22 protein-coding genes are annotated in these 22072 nt (G+C 53.6%); 11 read left to right on the plus strand and 11 right to left on the minus strand.

Annotation, left to right across the window (positions count from 1 at the left end; genetic code table 11):
* Window positions 1–181 precede the first annotated feature (181 nt).
* The 7 genes from F822_RS12390 (at window position 182) to F822_RS12420 (ending at window position 5693) form a co-directional block, all read left to right on the plus strand.
* Window positions 182–457: a hypothetical protein gene (locus F822_RS12390; protein ID WP_025042061.1), complete on the plus strand. Its 276-nt coding sequence runs from the start codon at window positions 182–184 to the stop codon at window positions 455–457.
* A gap of 88 nt (window positions 458–545) precedes the next feature.
* The gene (locus F822_RS12395) at window positions 546–1685 is read left to right on the plus strand and encodes a D-alanyl-D-alanine carboxypeptidase family protein (RefSeq protein ID WP_025042060.1); all 1140 of its coding nucleotides are present in this window, start codon (window positions 546–548) and stop codon (window positions 1683–1685) included.
* A 47-nt stretch (window positions 1686–1732) separates the two neighbouring features.
* The gene (locus tag F822_RS12400) at window positions 1733–2608 is read left to right on the plus strand and encodes a D-amino acid aminotransferase (RefSeq protein ID WP_025042059.1); all 876 of its coding nucleotides are present in this window, start codon (window positions 1733–1735) and stop codon (window positions 2606–2608) included.
* 162 nt (window positions 2609–2770) lie between these two features.
* Window positions 2771–3091, plus strand: a complete 321-nt coding sequence (locus tag F822_RS12405) for a YbeD family protein (protein WP_025042058.1) — start codon at window positions 2771–2773, stop codon at window positions 3089–3091.
* Between the two features lie 41 nt (window positions 3092–3132).
* Window positions 3133–3807, plus strand: coding sequence for a lipoyl(octanoyl) transferase LipB (gene lipB / locus F822_RS12410; protein ID WP_025042057.1), 675 nt, complete (start codon window positions 3133–3135; stop codon window positions 3805–3807).
* A 162-nt stretch (window positions 3808–3969) separates the two neighbouring features.
* The gene (gene lipA / locus F822_RS12415; protein ID WP_025042056.1) at window positions 3970–4914 is read left to right on the plus strand and encodes a lipoyl synthase; all 945 of its coding nucleotides are present in this window, start codon (window positions 3970–3972) and stop codon (window positions 4912–4914) included.
* A gap of 98 nt (window positions 4915–5012) precedes the next feature.
* A complete protein-coding gene (locus F822_RS12420) occupies window positions 5013–5693 on the plus strand; it encodes a DUF4197 domain-containing protein (protein WP_025042055.1) in 681 nt (226 codons plus the stop codon).
* Window positions 5694–5779: 86 nt separating this feature from the next.
* Here the strand turns inward: F822_RS12420 and F822_RS12425 are convergent, their stop codons facing one another.
* The 9 genes from F822_RS12425 to rluD form a co-directional block, all read right to left on the minus strand.
* A complete protein-coding gene (locus F822_RS12425; RefSeq protein WP_025042054.1) occupies window positions 5780–6421 on the minus strand; it encodes an ABC-type transport auxiliary lipoprotein family protein in 642 nt (213 codons plus the stop codon).
* Between the two features lies 1 nt (window position 6422).
* Complete coding sequence (locus tag F822_RS12430) at window positions 6423–7328, minus strand: MlaD family protein (protein WP_025042053.1); 906 nt, start codon at window positions 7326–7328, stop codon at window positions 6423–6425.
* Window positions 7329–7337: 9 nt separating this feature from the next.
* A complete protein-coding gene (locus tag F822_RS12435) occupies window positions 7338–8120 on the minus strand; it encodes an ABC transporter ATP-binding protein (RefSeq protein ID WP_025042052.1) in 783 nt (260 codons plus the stop codon).
* Between the two features lie 11 nt (window positions 8121–8131).
* Window positions 8132–9268, minus strand: a complete 1137-nt coding sequence (locus F822_RS12440) for an MlaE family ABC transporter permease (protein ID WP_025042051.1) — start codon at window positions 9266–9268, stop codon at window positions 8132–8134.
* Window positions 9269–9939: 671 nt separating this feature from the next.
* On the minus strand, window positions 9940–10407 hold the full coding sequence (locus F822_RS12445) for a hypothetical protein (protein WP_025042050.1): 468 nt from the start codon (window positions 10405–10407) through the stop codon (window positions 9940–9942).
* 208 nt (window positions 10408–10615) lie between these two features.
* On the minus strand, window positions 10616–11953 hold the full coding sequence (gene rimO / locus F822_RS12450; protein ID WP_025042049.1) for a 30S ribosomal protein S12 methylthiotransferase RimO: 1338 nt from the start codon (window positions 11951–11953) through the stop codon (window positions 10616–10618).
* A 109-nt stretch (window positions 11954–12062) separates the two neighbouring features.
* The gene (locus F822_RS12455; protein ID WP_025042048.1) at window positions 12063–12869 is read right to left on the minus strand and encodes a ZIP family metal transporter; all 807 of its coding nucleotides are present in this window, start codon (window positions 12867–12869) and stop codon (window positions 12063–12065) included.
* Between the two features lie 144 nt (window positions 12870–13013).
* Entirely contained in the window at window positions 13014–13748 is a 735-nt protein-coding gene (gene pgeF, locus F822_RS12460) for a peptidoglycan editing factor PgeF (protein ID WP_025042047.1), read from the minus strand.
* A gap of 16 nt (window positions 13749–13764) precedes the next feature.
* Entirely contained in the window at window positions 13765–14763 is a 999-nt protein-coding gene (gene rluD, locus F822_RS12465) for a 23S rRNA pseudouridine(1911/1915/1917) synthase RluD (protein ID WP_231623608.1), read from the minus strand.
* 1 nt (window position 14764) lies between these two features.
* Between rluD and F822_RS12470 the strand changes: the two genes are divergently transcribed.
* Entirely contained in the window at window positions 14765–15565 is an 801-nt protein-coding gene (locus F822_RS12470; protein WP_025042045.1) for an outer membrane protein assembly factor BamD, read from the plus strand.
* 59 nt (window positions 15566–15624) lie between these two features.
* Here F822_RS12470 and F822_RS12475 read toward each other — a convergent pair whose 3' ends face one another.
* Entirely contained in the window at window positions 15625–16122 is a 498-nt protein-coding gene (locus F822_RS12475) for a universal stress protein (protein ID WP_025042044.1), read from the minus strand.
* A 121-nt stretch (window positions 16123–16243) separates the two neighbouring features.
* Window positions 16244–16927, minus strand: a complete 684-nt coding sequence (locus tag F822_RS12480; RefSeq protein WP_025042043.1) for an arylesterase — start codon at window positions 16925–16927, stop codon at window positions 16244–16246.
* Between F822_RS12480 and F822_RS12485 the strand changes: the two genes are divergently transcribed.
* The 3 genes from F822_RS12485 to F822_RS12495 all read left to right on the plus strand — a co-directional run bounded on the left by F822_RS12485 (window position 16926) and on the right by F822_RS12495 (window position 22066).
* The gene (locus F822_RS12485; protein ID WP_025042042.1) at window positions 16926–17612 is read left to right on the plus strand and encodes an ABC transporter ATP-binding protein; all 687 of its coding nucleotides are present in this window, start codon (window positions 16926–16928) and stop codon (window positions 17610–17612) included. The genes F822_RS12480 and F822_RS12485 overlap by 2 nt on opposite strands.
* A gap of 165 nt (window positions 17613–17777) precedes the next feature.
* Complete coding sequence (locus F822_RS12490) at window positions 17778–18914, plus strand: efflux RND transporter periplasmic adaptor subunit (RefSeq protein WP_025042041.1); 1137 nt, start codon at window positions 17778–17780, stop codon at window positions 18912–18914.
* Between the two features lie 59 nt (window positions 18915–18973).
* A complete protein-coding gene (locus tag F822_RS12495) occupies window positions 18974–22066 on the plus strand; it encodes an efflux RND transporter permease subunit (RefSeq protein ID WP_025042040.1) in 3093 nt (1030 codons plus the stop codon).
* The last annotated feature ends 6 nt before the right edge of the window (window positions 22067–22072 follow it).

Consider the following 22072-nt stretch of genomic DNA (forward strand, 5'->3'; position numbering starts at 1 on the left):
AACCGTATCCTGAACCGCCAAAAGCAGGTCGGTTTTGGCATGGCGTAGTCCGGCAGGTTGCTTGGTACAAAGACTGCCCGAGATACGAACGAGCAGGAATGCAGGATTCTGTCGTTTCCCTGATGCTATCTTTAGCCTGGGAGGGATGATCCTATCTCTGTCAATTAAAGGGGAGCGGACGATGCGTTTGATCGTGGCGGTTTTTCTGGTTACCGCATTCGCAGGCTGTGCGGCCACGGGACAGGGCGAGCGCCCGCCGGGACCCATGCCTGCGACCACGCGGCCCGTCTATAACCTCACGGGTTACTCGCCAGCTTTCAAGGACGGCTATATCGATGGCTGCGAGACTGCAAAAAAAACGCGTTTCGGATTCAAGAACAAAAGCCGGTTTGCAGTCGATACCCAATATAAATTGGGTTGGAACGACGGTTTTAGCATTTGCGGCGGCCGACGATAGAGTCGGATGCCGCGAAATTGCCAGCAATCCGTACCCCGGTAACGCGATCGATGTGGCTGGGATATAATAGCGTTTTTTGCCGCTATCAATGAGACGTTTACTTCCTCTATTGCTGTGCGTGTTGGCCTTACCTGCTACGGCACAGCAAGCTCAGCTTTCCACGGCCCCGCAGGCCTTATCGGTGGCTGCCAAATCCTATATTCTCACCGATTTTCAAAGCGGGCAGACTTTGTTCGGTCAGAATGTTCACGAACGTGTCGAGCCCGCGTCGCTTACAAAGCTGATGACAGCCTATGTGGTTTTCTCCGCGCTCCACCAGAAACGCATCACTCTGACGCAGAGCGTGGCAGTGTCGGAGCAAGCCTGGCGCACGCAGGGTTCCCGCATGTTTATCGAACCCAGCAGGACGGTAACGGTTGATGAATTAATGCGCGGCGTGATCGTTCAATCCGGCAACGATGCCTGCATAGCGTTGGCCGAAGCTGTCTCGGGCTCAGAGAGTGCCTTCGTACAGATAATGAACAAGGAGGCGAGCCGTTTGGGCATGAAAAATACCCGGTTCGCCAATTCAACCGGTTTGCCGCATTCCGAGCATTACAGCACGGCTTATGATCTCTCCCTGCTGGCGGCTGCCATGATCAGGGATTTTCCTGAATACTATCCGCTTTATTCCCTGCGTGAATATACGTACAACAAAATCACTCAAGCTAATCGTAATCGTCTGCTGTGGCTTGATCCCAACGTGGACGGACTGAAAACCGGACATACTGAAGCTGCGGGCTATTGCCTTATTACGTCAGCCAGGCGTGGCGAGCGGCGGCTGATTTCGGTAGTGATGGGAACGGCCTCCGATAGTGCGCGCGCCATGGAAAGCCAGCGTATGTTGAATCATGGCTTCCAGTTCTACGATACCGTCCGGCTGTATCCGAAGGAGAAGGAAGTGATTGCCATCCAGTTGTGGAAAGGTGCGCAGGACAAACTCAGGACAGGTTTCGGGTATGATGTTTATTTCACGCTCCCCAGATATCAGGCCGATAAGCTGAAAGCCAGGGTGGAATATAAACAGCCTCTGGTTGCTCCCATCACTGCAGGACAAAAAGTGGGCAGGGCGAAATTTACGCTCGATGGCAAACCCGTAGCTGAACATCCGCTGGTGGCGTTGGAAACGGTGAATTCCGCGAATATTTTTGGCCGCGCCTGGGATAGTATGCGGTTGATCTTTAATTAGCGTTGGACGAGTGCGCTCCGCAGCAGATTTTACGAACAAGGCTCATCATGATTTATCTGAACGGTGATTTCATGCCTATCGAGGAAGCCCGTGTTCCTGTGCTGGACAGGGGCTTCATTTTTGGCGACGGTGTATATGAAGTAATTCCTGTCTATTCTCGCAAAGCTTTTCGCCTGGCCGAGCATCTGCTCCGCTTGCAGCACAGCCTTGATGGGATTCGGCTGCAAAACCCGCATTCGGACAGCGAATGGAGCAGCTTGCTGGAGCAAATCATCGCTGGCAATGAACATGACGATCAATATCTCTACTTGCATGTTACGCGCGGTGTCGCGAGGCGGGATCATGCTTTTCCAAAAGGGGTGGCGCCCACCGTGTTCATCATGAGTAATCCATTGCTGGCGCCACCGGCGGAATTGCTCGCTGCCGGCGTTGCCGCTATCACAGCCAATGACAACCGATGGTTACGTTGTGACATCAAGGCGATTTCACTGTTACCCAACGTGTTGCTGCGCCAAATGGCGGTGGATGCGGGTGCAATGGAAACAGTGCTGTTGCGGGAAGGCTTTATGACGGAGGGGGCGGCCAGCAACATCTTTGTGGCAAAAAATGGTGTTCTGCTGGCTCCGCCGAAAAATCATCTCATGCTGCCGGGCATTACTTATGACGTCGTACTTGAGCTGGTGGCGGCCGAAAAAATTCCGTATGAAGTGCGAGCAATTTCTGAATATGAAGTACGTACCGCCCAGGAACTTTTGCTTACCTCCTCGACTAAAGAAATCATGCCGATCACCCGCCTCGACGGTAAACCGGTGGGCGAGGGAAAACCGGGCGCGATGTTCGCATTACTGTACCGGCTCTACCAGCGCTATAAGCACAATGTGATGCGAGGCAATCTTCCAACATCTAGCCCGGATGTTTCATAAATTGACGCGCGCCCTCGCTGGTCTTTTATTTCGTATGAAAATTTCGTTCAGTCGGGCGTATGAATAACTACGCCACTCTTTCACAAAATTCCCCTACAAAACAAAATCCTGCGCAATCATCACGCAAATTTATGAAACATCCCGGCTAGAAAGCCGCAACCTATGAGCGCGTCCGAGCAAACCACGCTAATCGAATACCCTTGTGATTTTCCCATTAAAATCATAGGGCGCGTCGGGTCTTTGCCGGGTTCCCTATCCGGCGCGGCATCGCTGGAACATGGCCGGCAGGAGTTTACTCAGGCAGTACTGATGATCGTAAAATGCCACGCGCCCGATTATGATGAGGCGAATCTGGAGGTCAGGATCAGCAAGAAAAATACCTATCTGAGCCTCACCTGCACGATACGTGCCGTTTCCCGCGAACAACTGGATGCGCTATATCGGGAACTGTGCGATCATCCGTCGGTATTAATGGTACTTTAACGAGGCCGCGCGTTCTGGAAACCCCGAATACTTTTTCGAGCATGCTTCCCCCACGGCTTGAACCGGGAAGCTCAAACATTAAAATCAGATATGCCGGCCTGACGGATTACCTTTCCACCTGGCAAGCGATGAAGGACTTTACCGGTTCTCGCACGAAAAATACGCCTGATGAAATCTGGTTGCTGCAACACCCGCCGATTTACACTCAGGGTGTGGCAGGTAAGCCGGAACACCTGCTGCATAACGACGGTATTCTCGTCATTCGGACAGATCGCGGCGGCCAGATCACCTACCATGGTCCTGGTCAAATTGTCGCCTACCTGCTGCTGGATATGCGTCGCCTCAAACTTGGCGTGCGCGAACTGGTCAGGAAAATCGAAAGTGCGGTGGTGGACTTGCTATGGGACTATCGCATAGACGCAGTAGGGTGCGCGGATGCGCCCGGCGTGTATGTGGATGGCGCAAAAATCGCAGCGTTGGGGCTGAAAATAAAAAATGGTTGTTGTTATCACGGACTATCTCTCAACGTCGACATGGACCTGGTTCCATTTGCGGCGATCAATCCGTGCGGTTATTCGGGATTACGGGTAACTCAAACCAGAGACCTTGGCGTAACCGATGGATTGGAAATCCTGTGCGGGAAGCTCGCCGAAAAATTACAGGCCAGACTCGCAGGGATGGAGAATTCGATATTTCAGGCACAAGCCAATGCGTGACGATAGATGCGGAAAATGTTCGTGCAGCATTTGATTACACGCAAGAAAGTAATTGATAGCGCCGGAATCCGGAGGCGGAACGCATATCGGAAACCTGCAGTGGATATCCGCCGGATGTGCGTTTTTTATATACCCCACCAAGAGGAATAATTCGTTTTACCCATGACAACCGAAACTCGCCAGAAAGGTGCGGCCAAGACCGCGCGTAATCCCGTCAAAATTCTGCCGCAATCCGCCGACGAGGTGTTGCGTAAACCCTCATGGATACGGGTACGTTCGTCCAATAGTCAGGAGTTCTACGAGGTTAAACGTATCCTGCGGGAACAGAAACTGCATACCGTATGCGAAGAAGCTTCCTGCCCCAACATCGGCGAGTGTTTCGGCAAAGGCACTGCGACATTCATGATCCTGGGTGACCTCTGTACTCGCCGTTGCCCGTTCTGCGATGTGGCGCACGGTAAGCCGCTGGCACCGGATGCGCAGGAGCCTCTACACCTGGCGCAATCCATCGCCGCCATGAAGCTGAAATACGTCGTCATCACCAGCGTCGATCGCGATGATCTGCGTGATGGTGGCGCTCAGCATTTTGTAGATTGCATACGTGAGGTCAGGGCCCATTCGCCGCGGACAAAAATAGAAATCCTCGTACCGGACTTTCGCGGTCGGTTGGAAGTTGCCCTGGAAAAATTGTTTGCCTGTCCTCCGGACGTGTTGAATCATAATCTGGAAACTGTTCCGCGGCTCTATCGGCAGTGCCGCCCGGGCGCCGATTACGCACATTCGCTCAAATTACTGAAAGACTTCAAGGTGAATTTTCCGGATATTCCGACAAAATCCGGCTTGATGCTGGGTTTGGGGGAAACCGACGACGAGATTCTTGAGGTAATGCGCAATTTACGCGAACACGATGTCGAGATGCTCACCATCGGCCAATATCTGCAACCCAGCATTGGACATTTACCTGTATTACGCTACGTGCCGCCGGAAGGATTCAAGGAATTGGAACGCGCCGCCCTTGAAATGGGTTTCAGCAATGCGGCGTGCGGCCCCATGGTACGCTCCAGCTACCATGCCGACCAGCAGGCGCATGAAGCCGGTATCCGATAACCGATAACCGATAATCGATAATTCCACGGTGTTTTTTTGTAAACGACCAGGATACTTTACGGCCAGCAAGTAGCGCGCACCCAACAGGAGTTGCCCAAATGCGTACCATCACTGTATTTATTATCTGGCTTGTCGTTTTTATTCCCGCCTGTGCTACGGGAAGCGGTCCCGTTTCCGATGAAGATACGACGGGTGCGCTGAAGCAAGCACTCACTCAGGGTGCGGATGTGGCAGTGGACAAGCTCGGGGTAGCGGATGGGTTTCTCAATAACCCCAAGGTTAAAATACCGCTGCCCGGGGCGCTGCAGAAAGTGGAGGGCATCATGCGCACTCTGGGCATGAGTAAATATGCCGACGGCTTGATCGTGACAATGAATCATGCGGCGGAGACAGCAGCAGCCGAAGCCAGGCCGCTGCTGATGGACGCGGTGCAAAAGATGTCCGTGAAAGATGCCAGAGCCATATTGACTGGTGGCGACGACGCGGCAACACAGTATTTTCGTACAACGACTTCAGACGCGTTGTCTCAAAAATTTTTGCCGATCGTAAAAAATGCAACGGATCAGGTAGGATTGATCAAGAAATACAATGAATTCGCGGGAAAGGGCGCGAAATTGGGTTTGATTGGGGAAAAGGACGCGAATATTGAAAACTACGTTACACAAAAAACGCTGGACGGGCTCTATCTGATGATGGCCGAGGAGGAACGCGCCATCCGCAACGACCCGATGGGCCAGGGCAGTAAGTTACTCCAGCGAGTGTTTGGGTCGCTGAAATAATTCAGCCTTGTAGAAGATTACCGAAAATTATTTTAAAAAAATCTTCTGCGTTTCAAATCCGCCAAGCTTTTTCGACGTCCAGGTTTTCAGGACGTCACGATATTCTTTTCCTCCGGCAGTTCCTTGACAAGCCAGCCAAGTAGATCCCCGATCAGCTTATCGCTCGCTTCCGTTAACGCCCGCACTGCGCCTGCGGCATTGAGTGTGAGTGCCACCTGCTCGATATGGAAACTACGTTGCGCCGCCAGCGAACGCGTATCACGGTTGATGAGGCTGGCGCGCAATTTTACCACCGCCCGGCTTTGGTCGGCGGTGTCGAATACCTGGGTAAATTCTTCGAGTTCCACGCGCAAAATATAATCCGTCTGCACGTTATCGGCGGTGCTCATCACTCCGCCATCGCTGATCCCGGCAATTCGACTCCTGATCCACTGGGTGAGCAATGTTGCGGGAGGGGAAGCCCAACGGTTGCTGGCGTAGACATAAGCTTGCGCTGGATCATGATATGCCAGACGATAATGAATCGCTGTGCTGTCCAGCCAGGCTGGCGCTGCCGCTTCCGCCACCAGCAGACTTGCCTGTAGCCGTACATTGCTCGATGCGTCGGCATTATTGGCTGGAATCGTAAACTGTTGCAAGCCGAAATCATATATCGCCGTGGGTGCTTGCGTCCGAGGTGCGACGCATCCGGTGAGCGTTACTATTGCCAGAACCAGGATTTTTTTCATTTTAATTTCCCCCAGGAGATACGAAACCATCTTCTCCCGGACCGGGAGGTGGCGGCGATCTGCCAAACAGAAGACTCCCGGGTTGCTCTTCCAGTTGCAGAAGAACGCGATCCACGTTGCGGGAGTTACGCGTGATTCCTTCAGCCACGCCATGCAGTTTATGCATGGTGCCGGTAAGCTCGCCGGCCGTTTGAGAAAGGCTGTCGATAGCCCCCCCCTGCTGATTCAATTTGGTTGTGATCTGGTTAAGCCCGATTACCAGTTGGTCAGTATGATTCAGTACGGAGCTTGCATCGGCGGCCAACCCCGGCAATTTCCTGACTCCGGGTTCCAGTTGCGTGATGAGGTGGCGCATCTGGCCGGTCGCCCCCTCTGTATTTTCCAGTATGCGTGTAAACCGCGCCCGGTTCTGATCGTCAAAAACGAGATTCAGACGCTCTACCAGCCCGTTGGCATTGCTGAGCAGACGTTGCGCGGAAGTGGTTATGCTATCCAGCTCGGAGGGGCGAAAGGGAATCTGTGCCAGATTGTCCGAATCGGTTTTCAGCCTCTCCGCTTCGCCGCCTTCGTCATTCAATTGCACAAACGCAAGGCCTGTCAGTCCCTGATAGCCAAGCTGCGCGTATGCGTTTTTGGTCAGCGGGAGATCCTTGTCCACGGCAATACGGATAAGAATGGTATGGGAATCTTTTGGGTCCAGACGGATATCCTCCACTTTGCCCACAGTCAATCCACGGTAACGTACCGTTGCCTGGGAGTTGAGCCCGGTAATGGGAAACGCCGATACCAGCAAGTATTTATCACGCGTCAGTGTGTCGCCACTTAACCACATGGCCACGGCGGCTATGGCTGCACCCAGAAAAATTACGAATAAACCCGCCACAAGGGCATGGGCACGGTTTTCCATAATAATCCCCTATAAATTATTGCGATTATTTTCCAGTATCTTCTTGCCACGCTCACCGCAGAAAAATTTTGTAATAAATGGGTGTCTCGTATTGACTACTTCCCGAAGCGTTCCAAGCGCTACCATGCGCTGTTCATCCAGGGCCGCCACGCGGTCGGAAAGGGCAACCAGCGTTTCCACATCATGCGTTGCCATGACGATGGTCAGCGTCAATTCGGTACGCAACGTCTGGATCAGCTTGACGAAACCATCGCTCAGCTCAGGGTCAAGTCCCGCGGTAGGCTCGTCCAGAAACAGCAATTCGGGATCCAGTGCCATGGCCCGTGCCAGCGCGATGCGTTTGATCATGCCGCCGGAAAGCTCGGCAGGCATTCTGATCGCATGTTTTGTGTCGATTTCCACCATTTTAAGTTTGAGCATAACCAGGTTACGTATCATGTCCTCGTCAAGTGTCCGCAGCTCGCGCATGGGCAATGCAATATTGTCATATACCGATAATGCGCTGAATAAGGCGCCTTTCTGAAACAATACCCCGCAGCGGTTGCGCATATATTGCAGCTGTTCGTGCCGTCGACCATGCACGGGCTCGCCAAAAATCCTGACTGTACCTTGCGCGGGTGTTTCCAGGCCCAGCATCTGTCGTATCAAAGCGGTTTTGCCGCTGCCGGAGCCGCCAACCAGTGTAAGGACCTCGCCGCGACGTACGCACAGGTTAATGTTTTCATGCACTACATGCGTGCCGAAACGGGTATACAGTCCTTCAACCGCGATAACGTAGTTTCCATTCGTCATCAATTATCGCCTTACCCTATTCCAACATTGGAAAAAACGACAGCAAAAATCGCATCGATAATAATAACAACGGTAATCGACGTGACGACTGAATTCGTCGTTCCTTCGCCGAGGCTTTCCGTATTGGATTTGATTCTCAGGCCGAAATGACAGGAGATCAGCGCGATCGCCATGCCGCACACAACGCCTTTGCCCAGCCCCAGCCACAAATTGGCAATGGCCACCACATCAGGAAGCTTGCTTAAGAAAAACTGATAGCCAAGCCCTAGCTGAATCTCGGCAGCCACCATTCCCCCTATCAAAGCGATGGCGCTCGTCCATAACACTACGAGTGGCATCGCGATACCCAGTGCCATGACTTTGGGCAGCACCAGGCGCAGACTGTGAGGTATACCCATCACAGTCAGCGCATCAAGCTCCTCGGTAACCCTCATGACACCCAGTTGCGCGGTCATGGATGAACCGGAGCGTCCTGCGACCAATATTGCGGCCAGCACCGGGCCGAGCTCGCGAACGATGCTGATGCCAAGAATATTGATGATGAATATGTCCGCGCCAAACATCTGCAATTGTTTGGAAGAAAGATAGCTCAGCACGATACCGATGAGAAATCCTACCAGCGCGGTGATACCCAACGCCTGGGCGCCGGTGCGATACAGGTTCGCGGATATTTCACGCCAGGGGATCCGTGCAGGATGGCGGGTGAGGTAAATCGCGTCCAGCAATAATCGGCCGGATAGAATGATGAGGCCGGTCAAATGCTCCCACAGCAGAAAAACTGCATTTCCGAGGACTGTGATCGGCCACAGTAAATCGCGCGGCACAGGCGCGGGCGGGGCGGGTATTTTTTCCAGTCGATCAAAAAGTCTTTCATGCTCGCGCCGCAACCGCAAATGCCGAGGGCGTCGATTGCCCCAGGCTCGCCACAGCAGAACCGCACCTGCGTCATCCATTTGCCGGACTCCGGTGAGGTCCCAGCGTAGCTCCGGATCGGCTGCTTCATTGTCAAGTTCGGCGGATAGCGGCTGCAGCCATTTTCCAAGGGCCGTCAGAGTGCAGTTCCCCGTGAGCATTAAACGCGGCGCGCCATCCTCACCGGTTACGCGGCGCAATACTATCGATGAATTGCTGCCCTCATTCTCCGGCATGGTGACTGTCCTTGGACAATGCTAATGATAGAATATCGGGCTTGCGCAGCCCTGCTTATTGTTTTCTATTCTAGCCCTTTGTAAAAGCAAAGCGAATCGTTCGTCTGCATGAATCCGTTATCTGAACTGTGCGGAACTGTGCGAGTTAGCGTCAGTAAAATATTCGAGGTTTTCAGCCCATTCGCCAGTGCTCATCATGACGTCCAGTCACATTACCACGATACGACGCCAACGCGATAGATGCCGAAAATTCTTACACTAATATTTACACTGTTCGGATTGTGTGTATAACCCTCTGTTTTATTTTGGCTATAGCATCTGGCATGAAAAATGCTTAGATAGAGCGAGAGATCAAGTCGGTAGGTAATGCGAAGGTTTGCCGGACTCTGACGAGGCCAGTCAATCTGGCTGGACTTTTTAGCAGCGCAGCAGTAAAGAAGTGAAAAGGGGCAGTTAACAACAATAACAATAATTCAACAATAATAACAATCGCATAATCAGGGTTTGGAGTGAATTTTAGTAATGAAATCGTACTCTGACTCTGATTATTTTTTTGCCTCATCACTGTCCTGAAGTGGATAGCATGGCGGAAATATTGTTTTCCGTGTCAGGCCTCGCTTTGGGAGCGAGATACTCAACAGTCCGAAACCCCTTTGACTAAGCAGTCTTCATTAATGCTGATGATGGGAGGATTGCGTTTCCTGCCCCGTCGAATGCCCCTTCAGGCGAATCTGATAACTGGCGTGGCACGCATTGCACGTTTGCATCGCTTTACTCATTTGCCATAGGGTATGCTTGGGATCTTGCATGGACTCTGCGTCAGCAGAGATTTGATCGAAGGCCTTGTGGACCGACATACCCATCTGCATGAATTCCTTCGGCAATACAGCCTTGAGATGATCCTCGCCTTTATGCGCCATACCGATACCAAGCGAGCGTGCCTCTCGCGCCACCGCGGTCATATCCTCTTTGGAAAGCGCATCCAGGATATTCTGCGTTCCCGCTAGCAGGGCGCGCATTTCCGTGAGCACGTGGTCTCGTTGATGCTCGGTAAGCGGAAGGATTCGGCGCGTATCGACCTCATTTCCCGTTGCAGTAGAGGCGATAAGGATCAGCGTAATGGCAAGAATATTTCTCAAAATTCATCTCCGGTAACGTATAAGATTCGAACCCGGCCAATGATGGCCAAGTTTTGTCAGGTTTTTTAACACGCAAAAAACCGATTAACCCGAATTCAAGAACGCGAAGCTTGCGAGGTACGAAAGAGGTACGGAAAATCCTTTTCGGTTGTAGCGTTCAGTTAACAAATGAGCTGAAAAAACGAGCAGTCAACTGACGGATTCAGAATTATGTATCTACTGCTTTCGCCCGTAAATCATGCTCATCGGAGCCGATGATCTCAACCTCCATAAATTCACCGGGCTTCACATTTTTCGCGTTATCGATGTAAACCACGCCATCGATTTCAGGTGCATCGGCAGTGCTCCGGGCGACGGCCTTATTTTTTTGCACCTCATCTACCAGCACGGTCATATGTTTTCCGATCTTTTGGGCAAGGCGCGCGGTGCTGATATTTTCCTGTACCGCCATGAAGCGGGCGCGCCGTTCTTCTTTTATCTCTTCCGGAATATGGCCGGGTAGCGCGTTCGCCACAGCACCCTCCACCGGAGAGTAGGCAAAGCAGCCGACGCGATCCAGTTGCGCTTCTTCGAGAAACGCCAGAAGCTGTTCGAACTCCTCTTCAGTCTCACCGGGAAAGCCGACAATGAAGGTGCTGCGCAGTGTGATATCCGGGCATACCTCACGCCACTGCCTGACACGCTCCAGGTTGTTTTCAGCACTGGCAGGACGTTTCATGGCCTTTAAAATGCGCGGGCTGGCGTGCTGAAACGGTACGTCGAGGTAGGGAAGGATTCTCCCCTCGGCCATCAGAGGGATCACTTCATCGACGTGCGTGTAGGGGTACACGTAATGCAACCGTACCCAAACGCCAAATTCGCCCAATGCGCGAACCAGTTCGGTCATGCGGGTCTTCAGCGGCCTGCCTTGCCAGAAGCCGGTGCGGTATTTCACATCCACGCCATAAGCGCTGGTGTCCTGCGAAATTATCAGTAATTCCTTTACGCCTGCATTGACCAGATTCTCCGCTTCCTGCATGACCTGGTTGATGGGGCGACTGACCAGGTCGCCGCGCATGGAAGGAATGATGCAGAAAGTGCAGCGATGATTGCAACCTTCCGATATCTTGACATACGCATAGTGCCTGGGCGTGAGCTTTATTCCCTGCGGGGGAATCAGGCTGGTGTAAGGATCGTGCGGTTGCGGCAGATGCATGTGTACCGCTGCCATGACTTCCGGCAGAGCATGGGGACCGGTAACCGCCAGCACCTGTGGATGGGCTTGTTTTACCACCTCGCCGCCGCCTTTGGCGCCGAGGCAGCCGGTGACGATAACTTTGCCATTTTCCGCCAGCGCCTCGCCGATGGCATCCAGCGATTCTTCTACTGCGCTGTCGATGAAGCCGCAGGTATTGACGACCACCAGATCGGCGTCCTCATACGTAGAGGAAGTTTCATAGCCTTCCGCGCGTAGTTGAGTAAGAATTTGCTCGGAATCCACCAGCGCCTTGGGACAACCAAGCGAGACAAAGCCGATTTTGGGGGGAGGTTGCTTGAGAGCTGCCATGTGAGGGATTTCTAAGAATAAATGAAATTCAAGATAAACAGGAAAAACAGTCGGAAGAATTATGTCCACGCCGGAAGGTCGGCATCAAGACTTTCCAAGTATTTACAAATTATGCTGGGTGAGTGAAGAGGCTGCCAGCCAGCCAAATGGAGCTGATACCCAGCGTGATGAGTGCGACCTGCTGGACAGTCGCGCCGATTTCCGGGCGCTTATGCAACCCGGGAATCAAGTCCGACATTGCCACATAAATCATGCTGGCCGAAGCCAGTCCCAGCAGCGAGGGGATGAAGTGGTTCATGTCTTGCAACATGAAATAGGTCGACAATCCCCCGAGCAAAGTGGCGGCGCTGGAAAAAAGATTAAAGAGAAGTGCCTGCCGGCGAGTATAGCCCGAATTGAGCAGAATCAGAAAATCACCGGCTTCCTGCGGGATTTCGTGGGCAATGATGGCAATGGATGTAACAATGCCCAATTGCACATCCGCCATAAATGCCGCGGCAATGAGTATGCCGTCGACAAAATTGTGAAACGTATCGCCCAGCATGATCATCATACCGCTACGGCCATGATCATGCTGATCAGGGCTCGGTGCTGCAACGATGGCAGCGCCGGGCAGACGATCATGGGCCTCGCATTCCTCCGCGTGGCAGTGGCGCCACAATACCAGTTTTTCCAGAATGAAGAATAACAGGATACCGAACAGCACTGTGCCGGTCATCTGCGCCGGATTTTTTGAAAGCTCGAGCGCCTCCGGCAGCGCATTGAGAAAAGCGGCCCCCAGCAGCGCGCCGATAGCGTATGAGACCAGCATTTGTACCCACGAGGCGCGGGTATTAAGCGTCAGCGCGGCGGCGAACAGCACGCTCAACATACCGCCGAAAAGGCTGGTGACTATGATCCAGGCAAGAATGGACATTTACTGCGATTCGTGAAAAATGCGGGATTATACGCTTTTGCAAGACGTGAATTCAGGCGTTAGCGCGGTAGGGCTGCAACGAACCTGCGATGGCATATTCATAATGCCGCTTCAGCCGCGCTTCCTTGGTGCTCCAACGCTGACCTACTGCTCCAGCCAGATCAGTCCCGCCATGCGCCCGGTCTTGCCATCGCGACGATAAGAAAAAAATCTCGCCGGGTCGCTGAAAGTGCATTCTCCGCCACCGTAAATTTCCGCCACGCCGGCGTCCGTTAGTCGCTGTCGCGCCAGCAGGAAAAGATCGGCTAACCATTTGCCATTATTGCGGGAAATGAAGGCGAAAGCGGATGTTTCATCACGTTCGATAAAGGCCTTGCGTACCTCTTCACCGACCTCGAAATGATCGGGTCCGATTGCCGGGCCGAGCCAGGCCATGAGCGGACTGTTCAACGTACCTATCGCCGATACTGTGCGTTCGATAATTCCCTCGGCCATTCCGCGCCACCCTGCATGAATTACGGCAACCGTGGTGCCCGCGCGGTCGCACAATAGTACCGGCAGACAATCTGCCACGAGTACCGCGCAGACAACTCCCGGGCGCCGGCTGAACGCTCCATCGCTCTCACATGAGGATGTGCAATCATGCTCATCAAAGTCTATCGATTCTGTGCCGTGCACCTGTTTGAGCCATCCGGGTTCGCCTGGCAAAAACCGGCGTAGCAGGGCACGGTTTTGTTTGACGATTAATGGATCATCGCCAACATGATCGCCCAGGTTGAGGCTGGCATAAGGTGCACTGCTGCCCCCGCCATTACGCGTGGTGAACAGTGCTTTGACATTGCTCGGCGCGGGCCAGCCAGGGGTGATCCAATCGCTCATACCGCTCATGAATTGATCATTGGTGTTGCCGCAGCCTCAGCAGGAGGCTGCTCATGTCCTCGGGCAATGGCGCGTCCCAGCCCATCCTCATGCCACTTTGTGGATGGGTGAGTTCCAGTTTTTGCGCATGCAGTGCCTGCCTCGAAAAACCAATCAGCCGCATGGCCTCGAGAATGCTTTTTTTGGGCTTGCCGCCATATACGGGGTCTCCCATAAGTGGGTGACCGATGGAGTGCATATGCACGCGAATCTGGTGGGTGCGTCCGGTTTCCAGGCTGCACTGGAGCAAAGTGCTTTCGTCGAATTTTTCCTGTACGCGGTAATGGGTGCGCGCTTCTTTGCCGCTCGCAATCACAGCCATTTTCGTCCGCTGTACCGGATGCCGTCCTACCGGGGCATCGACCCATCCCCCCACCGACACCTGGCCCAGCACCAGCGCCAGGTAATTGCGCGTTACAGTATGCTTTTGCAGTTGCCGCACCAGACTGGTCTGGGCTTCAAGCGTTTTCGCCACGACCAGCAGGCCGCTGGTATCCTTATCCAACCGGTGAACAATGCCGGCGCGGGGTATTGCGGCCAGTTGCGCGGCGTGATGCAACAGCGCGTTCAGCATGGTTCCCTGCCAATTGCCGCTGCCGGGGTGAACTACCAGCCCGGCTGGCTTGTTGATGACAATCAGTTCGTCATCCTCATAGGCGATATCCAGCAAGATAGCCTCGGCTGCGTGGCTGGTTTCGATGAAGCAATGCGCTGGCTTGACCTCGATCTTTTCTCCACTCCACACTTTTTGTCTGGGAATAGCATCTCTACCATCAACGCTGATACGTTTTTCCCGTATCCATGCCTGCAGGCGGTTGCGAGACCAATCAGGCAGCAATTGCGCCAGAACCTGGTCAAGCCGCGCTCCGGCAAAATGCCGGGGGATTATCAGCTCGATCGTGGTTTCAGTCGATTCAGACCGTATGGGCTTTGCGCTATAATGGCCAAATCCATTTTTGGTTTCCAAATAACTCATCATGTCACGTAGTGTAGCTTTATTTCTGGTGTTGCTGCTATCCGCATGCGGGCTGTTGTCCAAAGAGGTGAAGGACTCCAAGAATTGGTCCGCAAGCAAGTACTACTCTGAAGCAAAGTCGGAATTGAACGAAGGGAATTATGGAGGCGCCATCAAGCTATTCGAAGCGCTGGAGGCACGTTATCCCTACGGCCGCTTTGCGCAGCAGGCGCAGCTTGAAGTCGCGTATGCCTATTATAAAGATGGCGAACCGGCCACGGCTATTGCGGCTGCCGACCGCTTTATCAAGCTTCACCCCAATCATACCAATGTCGATTATGCGTATTACCTCAAGGGCCTGTCGAATTTCAACGACGATCTCGGATTGATGGGCATCGTGTCGGAAAAAATTCTCAATCAGGATATGAGCGAGCGTGATCCGAAAGCGTCACGCGAATCATTTGAAAATTTCAAGGAATTAGTGTCCCGCTATCCCAAAAGCAAATACGCGGCCGATGCGGTGCAGCGAATGAAGCATCTGGTTAATGTAGTGGCTTTGAATGAAGTCCAGGTGGCACGTTATTACATCAAGCGGGGCGGTTACGTTGCCGCTGCCAACCGTGCTCAATATGCGCTGAAGGAATACCCGCAGACTCCGGCCACGGAAGAAGCGTTATTCATCATGATGAAATCGTACGATGCGCTGGGCATGACCGATTTGCGTGACGATGCGCATCGCGTGATGAAAAAAAATTTCCCCGATAGCCGATTCTTCGAGGATTCAACTGGAAAAAGCGCTGAACCCTGGTGGAGATTCTGGTAATACCAGGCATAGGCGGCAGGCGGGCAGTCCTGGATATTTCCTTTAAATCCGACAGGCTGTTAGCCTAACGGGTTAAACGCCACATCCTCCGATGGGCGTTCATGCGCAGCTTCGTCCTGCAAACGAATTGCCAGGACGTCGCATCCGGCATGATGCAGCACACTGCTTGCTGTTGATCCCAGCAATAAGGCAAGGCCATGACGGCCATGCGACCCCACGACGATTAGATCGATATGCTCCCGCTCGGCAATCCGTACAATCTCCTGTCCAGGCACGCCCCAAACCATCCATCGACGGGCAGGATCCACATTCAGCTGGTTACCGACCTGCTTCAGCTTGAATTTTTCCGCCTCCAGCAATTCATATGTTGAATATTCATCCAGGGCGATTTCGGTTCCATACGCTGTATCGGGCATGGGTATATCATCCAGCACATGAATCATGCTCAATTTGGCGTGGAACAGTGCTGCTAGATGGCCTGCTTTCCGCGCGACATGGTTTCCGTGCTCCGAAAAATCCACTGCGAGTAAAATATGCCGATAGTTTCCATTATTCATGGTGCGAGCCGGGGAGAGAGGAAAACTACATTAAAATTGGTCAAACGGTTGCAATACCCGGAATAGCATGATGCGGATTTGGATTATTGAAAGTATAATTGCTGGTAACCCGAGTAGCTGATCAGCGTGAAGTTCCAGGTTCTTCATAAGCAACGGCTTCGGGGGATTTGATCATCGTTCTTAAAATTTTCCACACATTATCCACAATTTTTTCTTGCGCCTGGGCACTTGGATGTATCCCGTCTGCCTGAAAAAATTCCCGTTTGTCGCCAAATCCATCCAGCAGGAAAGGCACCAGTTTGAGCCCATGGCGTTTAGCCAGTTGCGGGTATATATCCTGAAACTTTTGCGTATAGGCTATGCCATAATTAGGCGGCAATTGCATCCCGGCCAGCAGTACCGCGGTTTTATTTCGCAAACACGCTTCAATGATGGCTTCGAGATCATCACGGATGGATTCGATAGGCGCCCCTCGCAACCCATCATTGCCACCAAGTTCGATGACTACGATGTCCGGTCGATGGGTCTTGATCGCTTGCACGATCCGATTTCGTCCTCCTGCCGCCGTTTCGCCACTGATGCTATTGTTGATCAGCGTTGCCTGCGATTTTGTTTGCAGCTGCCTCTTCAGCAGACTGACCCATCCCGCATTGTGCGGCAGGCCATAGCCAGCAGACAAGCTGTCCCCAAATACCATGATAGTAGTGGTTCCGGCTGTGGTCGCAGGCTCCGGCGGTGCTGCCGCGCCTGAGCCAGTAACTCCGATACTTGACAGGATATACAGAATAACCAGGAAATTTTTCATGACAGATAATTTTATTGTGCGGCCTATTGTGCAGGCAATCGGGTTGACCAAGCAAGTAAGTACGGGCAGTGAACAGCTTACCATTCTGGAGAATATCCATCTGGAGATAAATGCAGGTGACTCGGTTGCTGTGGTGGGGGCGTCAGGCTCGGGTAAGTCGACACTACTGGGGCTGCTCGCAGGATTAGATACGCCCTCCAGCGGTAAGGTTCATCTTTACGGAGAAGATATTTTTTTATTGGATGAAGATGCGCGAGCGGCGCTGCGTGGGCGCATGCTGGGGTTCGTATTCCAGTCATTCCAGTTACTACCTGCCTTGACCGCAGTTGAAAACGTGATGCTGCCGCTGGAACTGATCGGTACAGGCAATGCAGAGGCTGCCGCGCTGAAGCTGCTTGAACGAGTCGGCCTCGGAATGCGTCTGACGCACTACCCCCGGCAACTGTCCGGCGGTGAGCAACAGCGTGTCGCTATTGCACGCGCCTTCGTGACGCAACCGCAATTGTTGCTGGCTGATGAGCCGACCGGTAACCTCGATTCCACCACAGGGGCGCAAATCATCGAGCTCATGTTTGAGCTGAACCGCGAGCGTGGCACCACTTTGGTTCTCGTGACGCATGACGAAGCTATTTCAAGCCGTTGTGCGTGGCGGATACGCCTGGCTGGGGGGAGGGTCGTGGATTGAGGGAATGTAGCAGGGCGCATGATTGGCATAGGGAAACAATAATGGGACTATGGCATACTGCTTCGCTTTTTGCTGCTGGTTCAATTGCAGGTAAGTGAGACATCGCCGATGGAAACTATTGCTCGAACAAAGCCTGCAAGACCGGCCAGGTCCCGCCGGAAAGTGATGATATCCGGCCTTGTGCTGGCGACATTGATCGCCAGTTCCTGGGTCTGGCGTAACCACGGTGCTGCGACTGAAGCGAAGAGCAAGCCGGCGGAGGTGACGACTGTAGTGACCGCAGTGGTTGCGCAAAGCGATGTACCGGTGAGACTTACCGCAAACGGCACGGTATCCGCGCAGCAAACGGTTGTGGTTCGGCCTCAGCTTAGCGCGGTCATTAAGGCAGTGCATATCAAGGAAGGACAATTCGTGCAAAAGGGTGAGACGCTATTTTCGCTTGATGCACGTACCGAGGATGCCAATCTCAGCAAGACCGAGGGACAACTCGCAAAAACCAGGGCTGACCTGAGAAATGCCGAGCGCAACCTTGAACGCCAGCGTGAGCTGTATCGGCAAAACTTCATTTCGCAGGCTGCGCTCGACGTGGCAGAGAATCAGGCTGATGCGATGCGCGGCCAGCTTGCGATTGATCAGGCCACCGTGCAGGCTAATCTCGTTGCGCGCGGTTTCAGCGTGATCACTGCGCCCATTGCCGGGCGGACCGGAGCTATCTCTGTTTACCAGGGAAGTCTGGTGCAGCCGACCGATGCGTTAGTGAGCATCACGCAGATCGATCCGATCAATGTCAATTTTACTTTGCCGGAGCGGGAGCTTGTTCCCCTGCAACAAGCGCGCGCAAAAGTTGAAGTACCTGTGACTGTGAAACTTGATCCCGCGGGGACGCAGACAAGAACGGGACGGCTCATATTTATTGATAACGCCGTGGATACGGCAAGCGGCACAATTGCCCTCAAGGCGGAATTCCCCAATGCGGACAAACATCTGTGGCCCGGCATGTTCGTCACGGTGGCGCTCTCTCCGCGCACATTGGAGCACGCACTGACGGTTCCGGTCCAGGCGGTGCAGAATGGACCGGAAGGAAAATTCATTTATGTGGTCGGCGGCGATAGCAAGGTGAATTCCATTCCAATCAGCGTGGCGCTAGTCCAGGATGGGCTCGCGGTAATAGAAGGGGAAGGCATCGCTCCCGGCACCAGCATTGTCGTGGAAGGCGCACAGAATCTCAGGCCGGGCGGTCTGGTAGCTGAGGCCGCGGCCAGGAGGTCGGCCATGGTGTCAACCGTTCCACAGGCCAGATGAGCAAGTCAGCGTATAGGAGCTTATCTGGCCGGCCGTTAAAGCGGGCGCATAAGTAAGTAATGAATCTCTCCGAATTATGTATTCGCCGTCCGATAATGACGGTGCTGTTGTCAGCGTCCGCGGTCGTGGCCGGCATTATCGCCTACGGTGGCTTATCCATCGCCGCACTGCCGAGTTACGACTCACCCACCATCTCCGTCAGCGCAGTGCTGCCTGGGGCGAGCCCGGAGACAATGGCCTCGTCGGTGGCGGCTCCGCTCGAGCGTCAATTTGCCACGATCTCCGACCTTTCGGTAATCAGTTCGACGAGTACGCTGGGCAATACCACGATCACACTGGAGTTCGACCAGAACCGTGATATCGACAGTGCATCCATAGACGTGCAGGCAGCGCTACTGCGTGCCCAGCGATCGCTTCCAGTTGAAATGACCGCCCCGCCGTCCTACCGCAAGATCAATCCGGCTGATTCACCTGTCATTTTTTTGGCCCTGACGTCGCCTTCCATGTCATTGCCGGAGCTGAACAGCTTTGCTGAGGACCTTATCTCTCCAACGTTGTCGACGCTCGCCGGTGTCGCACAGGTGCAAATCAACGGCCAGAAAAAATATGCTGTGCGCGTGCTCGCGAACCCCGAAGCCCTGGCGGTACGCAATTTGACGCTTGATGACATTGCTGCCGCACTGCAAACCGCCAACGCCAATTCTCCGATTGGTACACTGGAGGGGCCGCGCCAGGCGCTCACCATCCAGGCCAATCGCCAGCTCAGCGATGCGGCTGCATTTGCGAGACTGATTGTTGCGACGTCACCCAATGGAAATCCCGTGAGGCTTTCGGAAGTCGCGGAGGTTGAAGACAGCGTCCAATCGCTCAAGACAGCAAGCTGGATTAACGGAGAGCGCGCAATTACGCTTTCGGTGCAGCGCCAGCCGGGCGCTAATACCGTGGCGACTGTCGATGCCGTCAAGGCAGCAATACCCCGATTGGTTGCCCAGATGCCGTCGTCCGTTCAGCTTAAGCTTACCACCGATCGCTCGGTTTCTATTCGCGATTCCATACATGATGTTCAGGTTACGCTGGCAATCACTATTTTCCTGGTCTTGCTGGTGATTTTCCTGTTTCTGCGCAAGGCTTCCGCCACCCTGATCCCTGCGTTGTCACTCCCGATTTCCCTGCTGGGAACCGTAGCGATGATGCGCGTGCTCGATTACAGCCTGGACAACATTTCCCTGTTGGCGATCACCCTTGCGGTCGGGTTAGTGGTGGACGATGCCATCGTGATGCTCGAGAATATCGTTCGCCACATCGAGAAGGGCCTTTCGCCTGTGCAGGCAGCTTTGCAGGGTTCAAAGGAAGTCAGCTTTACCATCATTTCCATTTCACTCTCGCTGGTTGCCGTCTTTATTCCTATTTTCTTCATGCCCGGCGTGATTGGTCTGCTTTTTCATGAGTTTGCCGCTGTTGTGGGAATCGCTGTTCTGATGTCGGCTGTCGTATCGCTTACGTTAGTGCCAGTGATGACCAGCCGCTACCTTGCCCGGCACGAAGCCGAAAGTTTCAGCCTGAGATGGACTGAATGGTTCGATCGTGGATTCAATCAAGTTCTGGCGACCTATGAGCGTCTGCTCGATTTGGCGTTGATATACCGGCGCACGGTGCTGGGCATTGCATTTGGCACCTTCTTCGCCACCGGCGTATTATTCATGGTCTTGCCCAAGGGTTTTTTCCCTAATGAGGATATTGGTCAGGCGCTGATCACAGTGGATGCTGTCGAGGATATTTCCTTCCCCGCCATGACCAAGTTGTTGCAACGTACCGGCGAGGTGATCAGCGCCCATCCCGCGGTCGATACGCTGATTATTTACGCCAGCGAAAGCAATAGCGCGCGGCTGTACATGACGCTCAAGCCGCGCAGCGAACGCTCGTCCATTGAAAAAATAACGGAAGAGCTGCGGCGGGATGTGCGCGCGATCCCGGGCGTAAACGTATTTATCAACCCCATCCAGAATCTCAGGCTCGGCGGCCGCATGAGCAAGAGCCGCTATCAATACGTCATGCGTAGCGTTCGAGCCGAGGAACTGCGCGCCGCAGCCGATAGTCTTATTGCACGCATGAGCGAGGATGCCATCTTCCGGGATGTGACCAGCGATGCGCAACTGAAGGGCCTGGAAGCCAGGGTCAATATCAATCGCGACAAGGTCAATCTGCTGGGCGTGCAAATGGCCGATATCCGTTCCGCCCTTTATAGCGCCTTCGGTGAACGCCAGGTCTCGACAATCTATACCTCCAGCGATAGCTATCAGGTTATCTTGCAGGTTGCCGCTGAGCATCAGCTCGACGAGAGCGCTTTCGGCAAAATCTATCTTCGCGCCAAAAATGACATGCTGGTGCCATTATCAAGCGTTGCGACAGTCGAGCGTGAAGTGGGGCCGATTGCAATCAATCATGCGGGTCAGCTCGAAGCGATGACGATATCGTTTAACCTGGCTCCCGGCGCATCCCTGGGCGACGCTTCCGCCCATATCGACCAGTTCAAACACGAGCTGAATCTGCCAGCCAGCATTCTCACCAGTTATGCGGGAGACGCTGCGGCGTTCCAGTCTTCCCAAACGAGCCAGGTGGTCCTGATTGTCGCTGCATTGCTGGTAATCTACGTGTTGCTTGGTGTGCTATATGAGAGCTATATCCATCCGCTCACGATCCTGTCCGGCTTGCCTTCCGCTGCCGTCGGTGCGCTGGGGATGTTGTGGCTGTTCAATATGGAACTGTCGATTATCGCCATGATCGGTATCCTGATGCTGATCGGCATCGTCAAGAAGAACGCGATCATGATGATCGATTTTGCGCTCGATGCCCAGCGCAACGACGGCCTGAAGCCGTATGAGGCGATCCGGACCGCGTGTCTGCTGCGCTTCCGGCCGATAATGATGACTACGCTGGCAGCACTGATGGGCGCGCTTCCTATCGCGCTTGGTTTGGGTGCGGGTGCGGAGTTGCGTCAACCTCTGGGACTTGCCGTGGTAGGAGGCTTGCTGTTTTCGCAGGTAATCACGCTTTTCATTACGCCGGTGATCTATCTTTATCTGGACCGTTTTTCCGGCGAAGGACCACTTAAGCTCGATGGGGATCAGGAATCGGGCATCAGAAAAAATTGATGACGA

Source organism: Nitrosospira briensis C-128 (genome assembly GCF_000619905.2).
Lineage (GTDB): Bacteria > Pseudomonadota > Gammaproteobacteria > Burkholderiales > Nitrosomonadaceae > Nitrosospira > Nitrosospira briensis.